We start from the raw sequence: 17537 nt of genomic DNA on the forward strand, positions 1-17537 counted from the left end.
TGACATTAAGCTGCCCCAGTAAACCAACAGTAGCACAAGCGATAGCTAGAACTTGGAGTGCTCGCTCTATCGAAGTTGAACACTTCTCTGGACAATAAGATTTGAGCACCAAGACAAGCCACAATACGAATACCCATCCACCAGTATCGGCATAGAGGTCATGCTGCCATGCTTGGAGTAGATCACGCGAGAGCATTCCACAATACACGACTATGGAACCATATAAAAAAATGCTGCTGGCTAGGAATGACTTCATTTATTAGGCGGGGCTTGGTCGGTAGAACCGTTTTGTAACCATTGAAAAACCTTCCAACAGACAATGAACATGAGCACGATAACCAATATCCCACCCCAAGTATGGAATAGACCGACAGCAAAATCGACTCCAAAGGTCAGAGCTATAACGGTGATAAAAAGAATACGGACGGTGTTAGTCAGCCATGCAATCAGTGGAAGCAATGCGATAGCTATCCAAAACCGTCGGCTCGACGGCAATTTAAGTATCGCTAATGCACTTCCAGCGATCAGTAAGCTTTGCAAGAGATTAAGGCCCGAGCAAGCAGCTTCGATGGAAACAGGCAACCCTTCTACTGTAACAAATGTGCCCTGCTGCTCTACCGAAAATCCAACAAGTGAGAACAGCTGTGCACTCATCCACGCTCCTGATAGCCGAAACCACCAACCTATAATATTGAAGTCTGTAGCTATCCATGGAAACGCTAGGATTGGCAGTAAAATCAATCGCCTGAGCCCACATCCGCTGGGGGCGAATGAGGACTCCAAATAGCGGAAAAGTAAAGCAGTCCACCCCAGCGTCATCAAAAGCGTTAAATCAGCAACGACTCCTCCTATGATAAGCAAGCAACCAATTACCAGCGCACTGGTAGAACGCTCAGATGGATTGGTTAGTCTTTTCCATGGCTGCCCCAACCACCATGAGATAGGCAGGGCGCACAATACTGGCAACGTATCCTCAACGCTCCCCAGCCAACTGAGATCACGTAGCCATATCCACACTGCGGTCGCAATGAGGTAAGCTATCATTATCCAGCCATGTTTTTTTACTTGCATCAATTATCTAATTTTTCAGCTTCAGCAATCTTTTCTAAATTCTTATATAGACTCGGCTCATTAGGCTGAATAGACATAGCCTCCTTTGTGTATCGGCGTGCAGACTCCCAATCTTTCTGCTGAAACGCTTTCCTCGCGAAAAATATTTTAGCTTCAAGAGATTGGTTAACTATTGATTGATACATCTGCTCTGCTGTTTCAAGATCGTTTTTGGCCAAAGCGATTCTAGCAGCGATAGCCTTCCCCTCGGGGCTTTCTCTGAGCTTTTTATGAATCTTCAAGTACTCTCCGGCTTTTTGCAGCTCATTCCTTTCTAGAGATGCCATTGTCAATAGCCACGCTGCACGGTAGCCCGCGGCATCTTCTTTACTGCTTATGATTTCAAGCGTCTGCAACCCTTTGTCATTTTCCCCAGCAGCAATGTAGAGCTCACCTAGCAAACAGGTCAAAACTGAGCTGGGGTCTTGCTTCTCAGCAAATCTAATCGCTGCATCTTCCCCATCACAGTGGCGATAAGCTTGAGTCAGAGCGTAAGTAAACCAAGGAGGCAAATCTGAAGCTGTATTCTGCTGATTCAAACTGAGCGCCACCTGCATCCATCCAGAAGCTAAAAACGCAGCAGTGAGGGCATGCGGAGTGCCGATAAAAGCAACGTCCGGATCCACCTCTATTGGCGTCTCTTCATGGTTCTGCTTAAGCAATTTAGCTTCAAACAAGCGCCTTATAAAGTCATGCTGATCTGCCAGTATACTTTTTGGTAGGCTAATGTCATGAGAACTTCCTGTTAGCTGGTACTCCAAAATTCTAACTAAGGATTGGGCTAGAATCGGATCTTGGCTAGCGGCATTACCTCTATCAGATTGTAAATCCTTCAGAACTTTAGTATAGCGTTTATTTTGAAGGTCATGGATGATGCGCAACCAACAAATTAATCGCTCGGCAGCCACATTTCCAGTCAGAGAAAGGGCTTCTTTTTCTATGCTATCGCTCCAGTAGGAACCTTTTGGGAGTTTGCGTAATGCTAGCTCCAGCGGTGTGCTTGGACTTTTGTGCATCTTGGGTAATTTAGTACCAACTCCAGTAAAAACCTTACTCCAGAAGTACAGCTTTATCCAGATATAGTCATAGCTAGATTCATCGGGATTTGCCCGCCAAGTTTGGATCGCCATGGCTAAGTTTCCCTGGCGCCGGTAAAACTCCGCTAAATTATCGCGAAACAAGGGGTTTTCCGGATCACATACCAAAGCTGCTACATACTCGCTTTGCGCCCCCGCCATGTTTCCCAAACTTTCCAATATATTTGCAGAAAATGTGCGGACTTCCGCATTGTTTGGCGCTATTTCGTAGGCTTCTGAAAGAAGCTCCCAAGCATCCGCGATTGTCTCAGACTGAAACAGTGCCAGGTAAATTTTCCGCTGTTGCTCGTCTCGTCCAGTGAATGACACCGAAGCTAATAAATCAACGGCAGCATCCTTTTCTCCCTTCACTAGTAGCGCATCAACATCAAGAAAGAACCATTTACTCTTAGCCTTCTCACGACCTGACCAAGATTGGCGAACATCATCGTACTCGTGGCTTTTTCTCAGATGCAGCAAATGGCGGGCCCAAAGTAAGGACGCCTCCTCGTTATGGGTGAGTACATCTGGCGACTTGTTGATCATCACCTCTTGCCTAGATAAGTCTCTTAGGCTCACCACCATGTCTAACTCTAATTGCCACCATTTTTTTTCTAAATGCTCAGGCAGTTGCAACGGTCGTTCGCGAACCAAACGATGAAGAGCTTCTTGTTTTTTGCCAGAATCAACCAACTGCTGAATTTCGTTGATAAGCAAAACCGCACGCTCTTCACGTATATAATCGCGCCAAATTAGCCCGCCCCAAAATGCCCCACCAAGTAGTGCACAACCAATGCACAGGATGCTGATAATTTTTCTCATTTAATACACTTTAACTGATACCGAAATACTCAAAGCAGATAACTTTTCCCGCCATAGAAAAGAAATCTGCTTTTATAATTAAAAGTAAAGTGACTAGAGCCCAAGCGGACTCGGATTACTCTCAACTGTTTCGGATACTATAGTGTTTCTGTACTTAGTCCAAGCAATGAAACCTATAAATGACAGGAGTATAAGCCATGTAGATGGTTCAGGGTTTGCCAAATAAGTGACATTTTGAGCCCCAATATCTACAGCAAATAGAGCATCATTGTAGTCCCGGTCACCCCCACGATAAATGTCCTCAAATCCAATGAGTAAGAATGGACTCCCTTCTACCGCAAAAGCAACCATGTGCTGAATGCCGTCTAAGTTAACGTCATTATGGGCGGTAAATATATGCTCTCCATCGTCAGCTCCATCACCTATAAGGAAAAAGTCCAATTGGGTACCTGCATCGAAACTACCCAAATCAACAAAATCGCCTGGTAGGAGTGGTAATGCGTCAGATCTCCAATTATTCGGCTGGTCACCATTAAGAAAATTTCTGCGGCGGGTAGAATTGTCCGGAAAAATCAATTGAGGATTACCCTCTGTAAGTCCTACCACACCTTCAGTAAGCCCAATACCTTCTGTGCTAAAACCCAGTGTATTTTTGTGCGCCGCTGCCTCACCAACAAAATAAACACGCACATCAGAAGCCGTATTTAGGTAGAGCTGTGATGAATCAAGAGCGCTACTTGCGAGGTTATCTAAGGTTACTAGCTCTCCTAGAGTGGTAGTGAGAAAAGAATGTAACACCGGTAAATCGTTAGCTTGAAAACTGGCGGAATCGGCATCAGAACCAGCCCTGTATACGGGTCCCACAATATCAAGACCAAAAGGCCTTGCTGTCGACTGTTGAGGAAGCACATCTTGGGCATGGAGAATGCTGGCAGTACTAAACAACAGCAAACAATTGAATGCCGTCTTATGGATTAATTTGAGGTAGTTCATGTTGGTTTGCGTAGGAGTGGAGATACAGCTTTCATGCTCAGTAATGAATTGCTCGAGGATTCGATAAAATCAATGTAGCTTTTGCATGCAGTAAGAACCGTAATTATATCAACCATTGTCTATTGGTTCATCTAGGATTCTAAAAATGCCATATTTATATAGTACTACGTGAACACACACCGTGCCAACTCTTTTCAAAAATCACCTTATATTGTTGCATATAAGCAACATAAGTTGAACGAACCCTAAAAAACTAAGCTTAAACACCTAAAAATAAACAGTAATATTTACTGCCAAATAGGCCCAGCCTTGTAAAATTTACAGCTCGAAAATTCTAATTTGGCTAGTGTAATCGGGGCTGATGCGTGAAATATCATGAGGTATTACATCGCCATGACACCTTCATGGTCGCTAGTTGAGGAAGACCTCCAGCTCTTTAACCCTAATCAAACTTTTAATCATGGTAACGAGCATTGTACCATCAATATGGCAGACAACTGTATCCATTTCCCTTTCTCCACTACGTTTTCGGTTGGGCCACGATATCTGAGCTCTGATGAATCATGGCTTGGTATTTTCTAAGAGACGCGGCACTCACTACCCAGCACTCTACTGCGGCAAGATTCACAACGATGCCTATGAGGGCAGTCCAATGAGCCTCCTTTTGCTTTGTCTCGATAGATGTGCTGATAAGTGGTTCCGTGGCTGATGGTCCAAGGATGTGCCAGCTAAAATGTGCCTCGGAGAAGTTCCCAGCCATTACGAACCTCGGTATTCCTGAATACCTAGCATTCGTGGTAGAAGTAGCTCCACCTCATTAGTCACTTGGAAAAGCTTTCACGCCTTTCGCATTTATGCGGCTGTTCTTTACCACAAATTTGAAATGACTAATGCCTATAGAAACGAAAAAGCCCGGTACCGCGTTGAGCGATGCCGGGCTTAACAGTTTCCTGAAGCTTTCGTATTATGCTGACTCAGTAGTGACGATTGGCTCGCCAGACTCGTCGAGTTCAACCTCTTCAACGATTGGAGCAGGCTCTTCGACAGTGAACTCGAAACGTGAGCTCTTATGCGTCTTGAATCCTGTACCCGCTGGGATGAGGTGACCCATGATGACGTTTTCCTTGAACCCTTGTAGTGTGTCGACACGTCCGAGTGTTGCTGCCTCTGTAAGAACGCGTGTGGTATCTTGGAAGGAAGCGGCTGAGATGAAGGAATCAGTCTCGAGGGATGCCTTAGTGATACCGAGGAGAACGGCTTCACCTTCAGCAGGCTTACCACCTTGAGCGACCACCTGACGGTTGGATTGGTTGAAGGCTGTGCGGTCAACCTGGTCTCCCCAAAGGAAGTCAGTGTCACCAGTTTCAGTGATCTTCACCTTACGGAGCATTTGGCGGATGATGATCTCGATGTGCTTATCGTTGATCTCAACACCTTGGACTCGGTAAACTTCCTGCACTTCGTTCACGAGGTGCTCTTGAAGTTCCTGGGCGCCACATGCTTCGAGAAGATCTTCTGGAGCGACTGGGCCTTCGGTGATCTGATCACCAGCCTTGAGTACATCACCTTCGGAAACTGTCACATGCTTGCCCATTGGGACAAGGTGGTCAGCTGATTCACCAGTCTCGATGTTAGACACGATAACTTTCTTCTTACCACGAACGTTAGCACCGAAGGAAACTTCACCGTCGATCTTAGAGATCGTACAAGCATCTTTCGGACGACGAGCTTCAAAAAGCTCGGCGATACGAGGAAGGCCACCAGTAATATCTTTAGTCTTAGCTGCCTTACGCGGAGTACGAGCAATCTGAACACCACCTGATACCACGTCACCTTCTGCAACAGAAAGGTGAGCACCGACCTGAATTGGGTAGGCTGCGAGCACTTCAGAAGTCTTTGCGTCCACAATCACGATAGACGGGTGAAGGTCTTCTTTGTGTTCAGTGACAACCATACCTGCTTTACCAGTTTCTTTGTCAGTCTCATTGCTTACAGTAATACCTGTGATCATGTCGCGGAATTCAATCTTACCAGCTTTCTCAGTAAGAATTGGAACGTTGTATGGATCCCAAGTTACGAAAGTTTCACCTTTCTTCACTTTTGCTCCATCCTGGACAGAGATAACAGAACCCACGAGCAGCTTGTGCTCTTCAAGTTCTAGGCCACTCTCATCCTTGATGGAAACTGAGCCCTTCTTGCTGAGTACAACCCAGTTGCCGTCGGCATCTTGAACAGTCTTGAGGTCCTTATAGGCCACATTACCTGCAGCTTTCGCTTTGATGATGGGCTGCTTGAATGATGATGTCGCAACACCTCCAACGTGGAATGTACGCATTGTAAGCTGAGTTCCTGGCTCACCAATTGACTGCGCAGCAATGATGCCGACAGCTTCACCGTGATTACCAATAACACCTGAAGCGAGGTTCAATCCGTAACAGTGAGCACAACATCCACGCTCAGCTTCACATGTGAGTACTGAACGGATCTTGAGGTTCAATCGACCAATTTGCTCGGCACGAATGGACTGCTCTTCAGTGATGATGTCATTGACCTTAATGATCACTTCATCTGTAACAGGGTCTTTCACTTCTTCACATGACGTGCGTCCGTAGATACGCATTGGGAGCGTAGCAACTTCCTCGTCACCGTCAAAGATAGGTCCAACGGTGATGCCATTGACAGTACCACAGTCGCTTTCGTTGATGATCACGTCCTGAGACACATCAACGAGCTTACGAGTCATGTAACCGGAGTCGGCAGTCTTAAGCGCTGTATCCGCAAGACCCTTACGAGCACCGTGAGTGGAGATGAAGTACTCAAGTACTGAAAGACCTTCACGGAAGTTCGAAGTAATTGGGCGTTCAATAATCTCACCAGATGGCTTGGCCATAAGACCACGCATACCTGCGAGCTGCTTAATCTGTGCTTTGTTACCACGAGCACCAGAGTCGACCATCATGAAGAGTGGATTCGGGAGGTAGTCACCACCTTTGTGCTCCATCTGACGATAAACTGCATTCGCGATGTTATCAGTAGCGTGTGTCCAAATATCGACCACCTTCTGATAACGCTCGTTATTTGTGATCACACCATTGCGGTAAAGCTTATCCACTTTATCGATTTCAGTGTAAGCAGTGCTGAGTTCAGCCGGCTTTTCCTTAGGAATCACCATGTCAACAAGACCAATGGAAGTACCGGACCTAGTCGCCTCAGCAAATCCGAGTGACTTGAGAGCATCAAGAGCAACAACGGTGTCGTTCTTACCAGCTGACTGGTAGCAACGCCAGATGACGTCACCGATCTGCTTCTTACCAACATTGAAGTTGATGAAACCAACAGCAGCAGGCCAGATCTCGTTAAAACGCACACGACCAGGTGTGGTTTCGATGATCTTTTTCTCACTGTCACCATAGACTGTGTCCTTACCTAAATCCGGGTTACGGAGGCGGATGAGGTCGTGATAGCGAAGCTTGCGTGAAGCAATCGCGAATTCGACTTCAGTCGTGTTCTCGAAGAGTGGCAGATGCTTTTCCTTGTTTTCTTCAATCTCGAGAGCTGTACGAGTACGGCTATAGGTGAGGTAGTAGTTACCAAGGATAATATCCTGAGATGGAGTAGTGATCGGCTTACCTGATGAAGGTGAGAAGATATTGTTAGTCGCGAGTAGCAACTGACGACATTCCAACTGAGCTTCGATAGAAAGCGGTACGTGAACAGCCATTTGATCACCGTCGAAGTCAGCATTGTAAGCTGTACAAACAAGTGGGTGCACACGGATCGCAGATCCCTCAATCAGAACAGGGTCGAACGCCTGGATTGAAAGTCTGTGAAGAGTTGGTGCACGGTTCAGCATTACTGGGTGACCTTTTGTCACTTCAGCAAGGATATCCCAAACTTCAGTTGTCTTACGGTCGATCATTTTCTTCGCTGAACGAACTGTGTGGCAGTAGCCGAGCTCCTTTAGGCGACGAATGATGAATGGCTCGAAAAGTGTGAGTGCCATCTTTTTGGGAAGGCCACACTGTCCAAGTTTAAGGTCAGGACCAACAACAATCACAGAGCGACCTGAGTAATCCACACGCTTACCAAGGAGGTTCTGACGGAAGCGCCCACCTTTACCCTTGAGCATGTCCGAAAGTGACTTCAGTGCACGGTTGCCAGCACCTGTAACAGCTCGACCGTGACGGCCGTTGTCGAAGAGAGCATCCACCGCTTCTTGTAGCATACGCTTCTCGTTACGAATGATAACCTCTGGAGTCTTCAGCTGAAGAAGGTTCATCAAGCGGTTGTTACGGTTGATCACACGACGGTAGAGGTCGTTGAGATCAGATGTAGCAAAGCGACCACCTTCAAGTGGAACCAGCGGACGAAGGTCCGGTGGAATCACTGGTAGAACGCTCATAATCATCCACTCTGGTCGTGTCTTAGATGAAAGAAATCCTTGTGTAAGCTTTAGACGCTTAGCGAGTTTCTTCATTGTCTGCTTAGAACGTGTGTTCTCCATTTCTTCCTGAAGCTTTTCGATGAGCTCAGCAAGCTGAACCTGCGAAAGAAGGTCACGGAGAGCCTCAGCTCCCATCGCGGCACGGAATGTTTCCTCGCCGTAGTCTTCCTCAGCCTCGCGAAGCTCAAGCTCAGTGAGGAGTTGACCGCGCTCGAGTGGTGTGTCACCAGGCTCGGTCACGATGAAGTCTTCGTAGTAGATAACACGCTCAAGGTGACGTGCAGACATATCTAGCATAAGACCAATACGAGATGGCATACACTTATAAAACCAGATATGTGTCACTGGTACAGCAAGTTCGATGTGGCCCATGCGCTCACGACGAACGCGAGATAGAGTCACCTCAACACCACAGCGGTCACATACGACGCCCTTGTGCTTGATTCTTTTATACTTACCACAAGCACATTCCCAATCACGAGTAGGACCGAAGATACGCTCACAGAAGAGACCGCCTTTTTCAGGTTTGAACGTACGGTAATTAATAGTTTCAGGGTTCTTCACCTCGCCTTTTGACCAACTACGGATCATTTCCGGGTTAGCAACTGTGATGGCAACGTGGTCGAATGACTCAGGCTTTTGATCAACTCCGAATAATTCGCGTAGATTTGTTTCAACACTCATATTTTAAAGTAAATAGTTTTTAGTTTTTAGTAATAGGATGGGCGCCACCGAAGTAACGCCTATTGTTATGTGTTGATTACAGTGTGAGATCGTCGAGTGAGAAATCATCTGATCCGAAATCACCTGAAGTGCTGGAAGAACTCTCTTCCTCATGTCCTCTGCCCGGACGAACATCCAAGCCTAATGACATCATTTCCTTCATGAGAACATTGAAAGATTCTGGAGTACCCGCTTCTAGGTTGTTATCGCCTTTGACGATTGCCTCGTAGATACGTGTGCGTCCTTGAACGTCATCAGACTTCACTGTGAGCATTTCCTGAAGTGTGTAAGCTGCTCCATATGCTTCAAGCGCCCACACTTCCATTTCACCGAATCGCTGACCACCGTACTGAGCTTTACCTCCGAGTGGTTGCTGAGTCACGAGTGAGTACGGTCCAACCGCACGTGCGTGAATCTTGTCAGCCACAAGGTGACCGAGCTTCAGCATGTAGATTTGACCAACCACTACCGGCTGGTGGAATGCTTCACCTGTGCGTCCATCATAGAGGGTAGACTTACCTCCAGTCGAGCCGTCTTTGCCGTCACCGATCCATGTGGATCCGGGCTGCAATGGTTCTTCAGGGCGACGCTCACGGGCTTTACCTGTTCCATCTCCGATCATTGTAACACCGTCGATTTTCTTAGCTTCACTCATGAAGTCCCAGATTTCCTGTTCAGGAATACCATCGAAAATAGGAGTTGCTACATTGAATCCAAGGGCCTTAGCAGCCACACCAAGGTGTGTCTCAAGAACCTGTCCAACGTTCATTCGTGATGGAACACCAAGTGGGTTAAGGCAGATATCAACTGGTGTACCGTCGGAGAGATAAGGCATATCCTCTTCAGGAACAACAATCGCTACAACACCCTTGTTACCGTGACGTCCGGCCATTTTGTCACCTACTGAAAGCTTACGCTTCTTGGCAACATAGACCTTAACTTCTTTGATAACACCTGGATCTACTTCGTCACCAGATTCCATTTGGTCAAGACGACGCTCACGGTCGGTATCAAGCTCAGAGAATCGGCTTTCGAATGATGAAATGATTTCGAGGATCTTGTTACGGATCGGTGAAGGGTCGATTTCGATATGGTCGTGGATCGCTGCGAGCTTACGGAGAAGCGTCTTAGTGATCTTACGGTTAGCAGGAATGATGATTTCACCAGACTGAGCGTTGACCACATCGAGTGGGATCTTCTCTCCTAGAAGGATGTCAGAAAGCTTCTCAGTGAGCTGGTCAGTGAGGCCGTCCTTCTTCTTCTTATAGTCGTCGTTGATCTTCTTCAACTGCTTCTTCATCTCAGCTGAATCCATGTCACCACCCTGACGACGTGCGAGGCCATGTGTGGAGATGCGGATATCCTGAACGATACCAATGGTACCGGAAGGAACGCGGAGTGAAGTGTCTTTCACGTCAGCAGCCTTCTCACCGAAGATTGCGCGTAGGAGACGCTCTTCTGGAGCGAGCTCAGTTTCAGACTTAGGTGTGATCTTACCGACAAGGATGTCGCCAGGACCAACTTCAGCACCGACACGAACGATTCCGTCGTGGTCGAGGTTCTTTAGAGCCTCTTCACCTACGTTAGGAATATCACGTGTGATTTCCTCTGGTCCGAGCTTCGTATCACGTGCTGCGCACTCGTACTCAGAAATGTGGATTGATGTGTAAACGTCTTCTTTAACAACTCGCTCAGAGATTACGATGGCATCCTCAAAGTTGTATCCGTTCCAAGGCATGAATGCCACGAGGACGTTACGGCCGAGAGCTAGCTCACCATTTTCAGTGTTCGGTCCGTCAGCAAGAACTGAACCGATCTTCACCTTGTCGCCACGATTGACGACTGGCTTCTGGTTCATGCATGTTCCAGCGTTTGAGCGCATGAACTTACGGAGCGGGTAGACAAAGACTCCTTTGTCAAAATCAGTAACCACAGATGCGTTGTCGGAGAGGAACTGCTCGTCGCTCACTGGAAGCTCACCGTCTTTAGTGACGATAATAAGCTCAGCAGTAGAAGCGGCAACAACTCCTTCGGACTCAGAAGTAACAACAGCGCGGGAATCCTGCGCAGCCTTTGCTTCAAGACCAGTTCCAACGAATGGTGCTTCTGAGATAAGAAGCGGCACACCTTGACGTTGCATGTTTGAACCCATGAGAGCTCGGTTAGCATCGTCGTGCTCGAGGAATGGGATAAGACCAGCAGCAACAGAGACGAGTTGCTTAGGTGACACGTCCATGTAGTCAATCGTGAGTGGGTCAACTTCGATGAACTCACCACCACTCTCACGAGCCGTCACACGTTCATTGAGGAAGTTACCCGCTGGGTCGATTGGGTTGTTGGCCTGAGCAATGAGGTAGTTTTCTTCTTGATCCGCTGTAACGTACTCGATCTGGTTGGAAACTTTACCATCAGTTACCTTGCGGTATGGAGTCTCAATGAAGCCAAACTCGTTGATACGAGCATAAGTACACATTGAGTTAATAAGACCAATATTAGGTCCCTCCGGAGTCTCGATAGGACAAATACGTCCGTAGTGGGATGGATGAACATCACGAACTTCGAAACCTGCACGGTCACGGTTCAAACCACCGGGACCAAGAGCTGAGAGACGACGCTTGTGTGTGAGCTCGGCCAGTGGGTTAGTCTGGTCCATGAACTGAGATAACTGAGAACGGCCGAAGAAATCACGAACCACAGCAGAGAGCGCCTTAGGGTTAATGAGCTTCTGTGGAGTCATTCCTTCGATGTTGACATCAAAGAGAGTCATGCGCTCTTTTACGAGGCGCTCCGTACGAGCAAGACCTACACGACACTGGTTCGCAAGAAGCTCACCTACTGCACGCACACGACGGGATCCAAGGTGATCGATATCATCAAGGACACCCTCACCTTTGCGAAGCTTGAGAAGGTACTTAGTAGCATTAAGAAAATCCTCCCCAACCATTGTACGAGTACCAGCGGCAACATCGATGCCGAGCTTTTGGTTGATTTTATAGCGACCTACGCGTGTGAGGTCATACTTCTTGTCATCGAAGAAAAGACGCTTCAAGAGAGCCTTAGCATTTGCAGCTGTTGGTGGATCACCTGGTCGAAGCTTCTTGTAAATATCTTTAAGTGCAGACTCTTCATCGTGTGATGGGTCCTTCTTAAGAGACTTGAGAAGAATCTCGTCTTCACGTGAGTCAAGAACGTCAAGCGTCTTCTTGTCGAGAGCCAAAAGCTGGCGAACAACACCGATTGAAAGTGGCTCGTAGCGTTTAGCGACAACAACTTCTCCATCCAGAATGTCGTCGAATGGCACCATTGAGGAAAGTTCCTCTTCGTCCATTTCTTCGGAGAGCTTAATGCTCTTGATTGCGTAGAACTGCTCACAAAGCTCGCGGTTACTTGGGTATCCAAGTGCGCGAAGGAAAGTGGTAGCAAGGAACTTTCTTCTACGACGACGGCGGTCAAGGTAAACGTAGAGAAGATCGTTGGTGTCGAACTGGGTCTCAAGCCATGAACCGCGGTCTGGAATGATGCGGAAACTGAACAACTCCTTACCATTAAGGTGCAGAGATTTCTCGAAGCAGATACCAGGTGAACGGTGAAGCTGCGATACGATTACTCGCTCAGCGCCGTTTATCACAAATGTACCTCGGCGAGTCATCATTGGGAGTTCACCCATGTAGACACGCTCTTTCTTCGTTCCTGTTTCGTCCTTCAACTTGAAGGTAACATAGAGTGCAGCACTGAAGCTCTCTCCGGTTTGAAGCGCCTCGAGGGCCGTGGCCTTCGGGTCTTCTATGTCATATGCATTGAAATCTAGCTCGATTGTTTCATCGTAACTTTTGATTGGGAAAACTTCCTGAAGTACGGCTTGCAGGCCAGTTTCTATGCGCTGCGTAGCAGGTACATCTTTTTGTAGGAAGTCCTCGTAGGACTTAGATTGAACTTCGATAAGGTTTGGTGGTTCAATAACCTCATCGATTGTTCCGAAGTAGCGTCTTTCGGCCATGGTGGAGTACTAGTATTATTTAGGCGGTTAAAACCCGATACCATTTCTGATTCGGGCGAACTTGGATTTAGGATGCTTCTCTGGCTATGATTTGTGGGAAACTTAGTCCCACACATCTTTGGTCAGAGCTCAAACATTAAAATAATTTAAGATCTGAGCTCCGATCAAGGAGGCGCAAAAAGGTGACTCCGTCAAAACGGAGTCACCTTTAAGTGAAAATCTAATTTACTTGATTTCAACTTTTGCACCAGCTTCTTCAAGAGCAGCTTTTGCAGCGTCTGCAGCGTCTTTATCAACACCTTCAACAACAGCAACAGGAGCGCTTTCAACAAGCTTCTTTGCGTCAGCAAGACCGAGGCCAGATGCAACACCGCGAACGGCCTTGATCACTCCAATTTTGCTTGCGCCTGCTTCAACGAGTACAACGTCAAATTCAGTCTTCTCTTCAGCAGCTTCGCCACCACCAGCAGCAGGGCCAGCAGCAACAGCAGCAGCGGCGGAAACGCCCCATGCTTCTTCGAGGTTCTTAACGAGCTCTGCAGCTTCGATTACAGTAAGTTTGCCGAGTTCTTCAGCGATTTTTTCTAGATCAGCCATAATGGTATATTTTGTTAGGTTTCGTCGCGCCCTGAGCATCAGGGGCATTTCAGTTCTCCAGACCGGAGGTCCGACGAGGAACCAAGGTTGGTTATCAAGCCACGTAAGTTACCCTACGCAGCTATCAGTTCAGATTGTTTATTCAGCAGACTCTTCAGCGTCCGCATCAGGATTGAATTTTGCGTTAAGTACACGAGCAATCTGTGTTCCAGGCTCGTTGATAACTCCGAGAAGCATGCTAAGAAGCGCATCGCGTGATGGAAGGCTTGAAAGCGTAGTGAGCTTAGCTGCATCGAGGACGTCACCGTCGAGGATGCCAGCTTTGAACACGTCCGTCTTAGCTGCATCCTTGGCGAATTCCTTAACTGCACGTGCTGCAGCACATACGTCGTTCTCGCCAGTGATGAATGCTGTTTGACCGATAAGATCAGTAGCAAGGTCAGGAAGACCAGCTTTTGTCAAAGCCGCACGCATGTATGTGTTCTTAGCAACGTGGCACTCAGCACCTGAATCACGCAGTTTATCGCGAAGAAGGGAGAACTGAGGCACAGATGTACCAGTGTAGTCTACAACGATCACGAACGGTGATGCGTTCACGCGCTCGTAGAGTTCGTCGATGATGAAAGATTTGTTAGGATTCATTATATGGTTCCTTGGTTAAATTATACAGCTGTTGTGAACACGCTTGATTCAAGCTTCACACCAGGATTCATTGAAGAAGCAACAGTAACAGCCTTGATGAAGTTACCTTTAGCAGATGCTGGCTTACCCTTAATTAGGCTATCTACGAGTGCCTGAGCATTCTCAACGAGCTTGGTTTCGTCGAATGAACCTTTACCGATAGCAGCTGAAACGTTTGCATTTTTATCGATCTTGTAATCGATACGACCAGCTTTCACTGCGTCGATAGCCTTAGCCGTGTCATTTGTTACTGTGCCAGTCTTAGGGTTAGGCATAAGACCACGTGGTCCAAGAACACGAGCGATCTTACGAACTTCAGTCATTGCGTCTGGAGTCGCGATTGCAACATCGAAGTCGGTGAATCCTCCCTGAACTTCCTTGATGAGGTCTTCCATACCAACTTTGTCAGCACCTGCAGCCTCAGCTGCTTTTGCTGCATCACCAGTAGCGAATACTACCACGCGCACCTTCTTACCAGTACCGTGAGGAAGAGAAACTGAACCACGAACCATCTGATCACTCTTACGTGGGTCAACCCCAAGTGCGAATGATAGAGTGACTGTGGAGTCGAACTTAGGAGCTGGAAACTTCTTAAGGAGTGTCACAGCTTCAACGAGGCTGTATGCCTTGGTAGAGTCTACCAATTCTGCAGCTTGATTGTAACGTTTACTACGCTTTGCCATTGTTTTAGTTATTTTTGCAGTACCTTCGAGGCTAATACCTCTCCTGCGATTAATCCACCTATACGATAAATAGGCATAGGCGAGAAAGGGGACTCGCAGAAGGAGCCCCCTTTGTCAAGCACTTACGTGCTAAATTTGTATAATTAGTGGAAAACCACTCTATTGAGGCCTAGTAGCCCTCAACAGTGATTCCCATCTGACGAGCCGTACCAGCAATGATGTTTGCTGCTGCTTCAGGATCGTTTGCATTGAGATCAACCATCTTCTGCTCAACAACAGTCATGAGCTGCGCCTTTGTCAGGTGAGCAACTTTAACTTTGTTTGGCTCACCAGAACCAGAAGCAATACCTGCTGCCTTCTTGATAAGAACGGCTGCTGGCGGCTGCTTGGTGATGAACGTGAATGATGAGTCCTTGTAAACAGTAATAACAACTGGAAGTAGATCCCCTGCTTGCTTTTGAGTAGCAGCATTGAAATCCTTACAGAATGCCATGATGTTCACACCAGCCTGTCCGAGTGCAGGACCTACTGGAGGAGATGGATTTGCTTGTCCAGCATTGATCTGGAGCTTGAGAACTTGTTTAATTTCCTTAGCCATAATTTGCTATAGGTTAGTAGTTAATATTTAATTGCGATGTGATTGGCAGACGAGGACACCCCCGCACTGCGATGCAGGACTTACTCGCCTTGTTCGACCTGCCAAAATTCAAGCTCAACCGGAGTAGAGCGTCCAAAGATTGTGACTGCGACACGAAGCTTTCCGCGCTCCACGTCAATTTCTTCGACAATACCATTCTGACTCTGGAATGGGCCATCATTGACCAAGACAGAATCACCAACCTCAAAGGCAACTGCAGGACGCACACTTTCTTCACGCTCCTTAATCTGAGCCAACATAGCATCAACTTCGCGCTGACGCATTGGGATAGGGCGGGTTTTTGTACCAGCAAAACCGATAACTCCGTCCATCTCCTTAATAAAGTACCACGTATCTTCGACTAACTGATCATCCTCAGTCAGGAGATTCATGTTGATCAAAATGTAGCCTGGATAAAACTTCTTCTTACGCTCAGACTTCTTACCCTTTTTAACCTCGGAGACAACCTCTGTAGGCATGAGGACATCAAAGATTTTGTCACCCATTTCTTCAGCCTCTACTTGACGCAAGATACGATTGCGCACGCGCTGCTCCTGATTGGAGAGAACATGAACTACATACCATTGGTTTTTGGCTGATGGAATTGTTGGCATCGGATTGTTTAGAATGGGTATTTGGAAAACTTCGGAATCTAGCTGACTAGCTAAAACCCTGAATATAAATGTAAACTAGTTAGCCACTTTAGTGATCATAACCAGCGCTTCAGACAAAAGAAGATCAGAAACAGCAACAAAGCCAGCCAGAAGAATGATCGCGATAATTACCACCACAGTGGAATCGACGAGCTCCTTATACTTTTTTAAGCCTTTTGCTTTCGGATCAGAATCCCACGGCCATGTAGCCTTGCGCAATTCAGCTTTTACCTCTTCGAGGAAATTTCTGCTCTTGTTAAACATGCTGTCTTTCTCTTGTTAAGAAAAATCGAAGATGGCAGGGGCGCAGAGACTCGAACTCTGAACCCTCGGTTTTGGAAACCGATACTCTAACCAATTGAGCTACGCCCCTACAAATCTTCGATAGAATAGAGGTGCTACCAAGCTTCCTTAGAAGCACCTCTGAAAATCAAGATAACGAGATTAAACTCGAAATCTTATGGATAAACTAGTCGTGGATTTCAGCTACGCGACCTGCGCCAACTGTACGTCCACCTTCACGAATAGCGAATCGCATACGCAACTCCATCGCAATCTTTGTGATCAACTCAACTTTGATCTGAACGTTATCACCAGGCATTACCATTTCAACACCTTCAGGAAGGGTCATGGCGCCAGTAACATCTGTGGTGCGGAAGTAGAACTGTGGACGATAGTTAGAGAAGAATGGTGTGTGACGGCCACCCTCATCCTTGGAAAGAACATAGATCTCACCAGTGAAATTAGCGTGTGGAGTAACTGAACCAGGCTTAACAACAACCTGACCGCGCTCAACATCTTCTTTCTTAAGTCCACGAACCAAGAGCCCAACGTTCTCACCTGCACGACCTTCGTCAAGAAGCTTTCGGAACATCTCGATATCTGTGATTGTTGTCTCAATAGTATCTTTGATACCAACAATCTCAACTGCATCCATCTTATTGATAACACCACGCTCGATACGACCTGTGAGAACTGTACCACGACCAGAGATTGAGAACACATCTTCAACAGGCATAAGGAACGGTTGATCAACCGGACGCTCTGGCTCAGGAATGTACGAATCAACAGCCTCCATAAGCTTGTGAATATTAGCCTTCTGATCAGCATCACCCTGAAGA

14 protein-coding genes and 1 tRNA gene are annotated in these 17537 nt (G+C 47.0%); all 15 read right to left on the bottom strand.

Annotated elements, in window-relative coordinates; genetic code table 11:
* The coding region (locus ABGY95_RS08985; RefSeq protein ID WP_347441341.1) for a hypothetical protein at positions 1-256 on the bottom strand (256 nt) is incomplete at its 3' end.
* Positions 253-1071 (bottom strand): archaeosortase/exosortase family protein, encoded by an 819-nt coding sequence (locus ABGY95_RS08990; protein WP_347441342.1) that lies wholly within the window; start codon positions 1069-1071, stop codon positions 253-255. The genes ABGY95_RS08985 and ABGY95_RS08990, both read right to left, overlap by 4 nt.
* Positions 1071-3008, bottom strand: coding sequence for a hypothetical protein (locus ABGY95_RS08995; RefSeq protein ID WP_347441343.1), 1938 nt, complete (start codon positions 3006-3008; stop codon positions 1071-1073). The genes ABGY95_RS08990 and ABGY95_RS08995 overlap by 1 nt, the downstream gene beginning before the upstream one ends.
* A 93-nt stretch (positions 3009-3101) precedes the next feature.
* A complete protein-coding gene (locus ABGY95_RS09000; protein WP_347441344.1) occupies positions 3102-4001 on the bottom strand; it encodes a DUF4114 domain-containing protein in 900 nt (299 codons plus the stop codon).
* 520 nt (positions 4002-4521) lie between these two features.
* Positions 4522-4761 carry a hypothetical protein gene (locus ABGY95_RS09005; protein WP_347441345.1) on the bottom strand — a complete coding sequence of 80 codons (240 nt, stop codon included), beginning with the start codon at positions 4759-4761 and terminating at the stop codon, positions 4522-4524.
* 204 nt (positions 4762-4965) lie between these two features.
* Positions 4966-9129: a DNA-directed RNA polymerase subunit beta' gene (gene rpoC / locus ABGY95_RS09010; RefSeq protein WP_347441346.1), complete on the bottom strand. Its 4164-nt coding sequence runs from the start codon at positions 9127-9129 to the stop codon at positions 4966-4968.
* 76 nt (positions 9130-9205) lie between these two features.
* Positions 9206-13165, bottom strand: coding sequence for a DNA-directed RNA polymerase subunit beta (gene rpoB / locus ABGY95_RS09015; RefSeq protein ID WP_347441347.1), 3960 nt, complete (start codon positions 13163-13165; stop codon positions 9206-9208).
* A 225-nt stretch (positions 13166-13390) separates the two neighbouring features.
* Entirely contained in the window at positions 13391-13762 is a 372-nt protein-coding gene (gene rplL, locus ABGY95_RS09020; RefSeq protein ID WP_347441348.1) for a 50S ribosomal protein L7/L12, read from the bottom strand.
* 138 nt (positions 13763-13900) lie between these two features.
* Positions 13901-14404, bottom strand: a complete 504-nt coding sequence (gene rplJ / locus ABGY95_RS09025; protein WP_347441349.1) for a 50S ribosomal protein L10 — start codon at positions 14402-14404, stop codon at positions 13901-13903.
* 20 nt (positions 14405-14424) lie between these two features.
* Positions 14425-15126: a 50S ribosomal protein L1 gene (gene rplA / locus ABGY95_RS09030; protein WP_347441350.1), complete on the bottom strand. Its 702-nt coding sequence runs from the start codon at positions 15124-15126 to the stop codon at positions 14425-14427.
* Between the two features lie 169 nt (positions 15127-15295).
* A complete protein-coding gene (rplK, locus tag ABGY95_RS09035; protein WP_347441351.1) occupies positions 15296-15724 on the bottom strand; it encodes a 50S ribosomal protein L11 in 429 nt (142 codons plus the stop codon).
* An 80-nt stretch (positions 15725-15804) separates the two neighbouring features.
* Positions 15805-16377 (bottom strand): transcription termination/antitermination protein NusG, encoded by a 573-nt coding sequence (gene nusG, locus ABGY95_RS09040; protein WP_347441352.1) that lies wholly within the window; start codon positions 16375-16377, stop codon positions 15805-15807.
* A 75-nt stretch (positions 16378-16452) separates the two neighbouring features.
* On the bottom strand, positions 16453-16680 hold the full coding sequence (locus ABGY95_RS09045) for a preprotein translocase subunit SecE (RefSeq protein WP_347441353.1): 228 nt from the start codon (positions 16678-16680) through the stop codon (positions 16453-16455).
* A gap of 32 nt (positions 16681-16712) precedes the next feature.
* Positions 16713-16789, bottom strand: a tRNA-Trp gene (locus tag ABGY95_RS09050).
* A gap of 96 nt (positions 16790-16885) precedes the next feature.
* On the bottom strand, positions 16886-17537 hold a 652-nt coding region (locus ABGY95_RS09055; RefSeq protein WP_347441354.1), incomplete at its 5' end, for an EF-Tu/IF-2/RF-3 family GTPase.

The sequence above is a fragment of the Rubritalea sp. genome (assembly GCF_039830215.1).
Lineage (GTDB): Bacteria > Verrucomicrobiota > Verrucomicrobiia > Verrucomicrobiales > Akkermansiaceae > Rubritalea.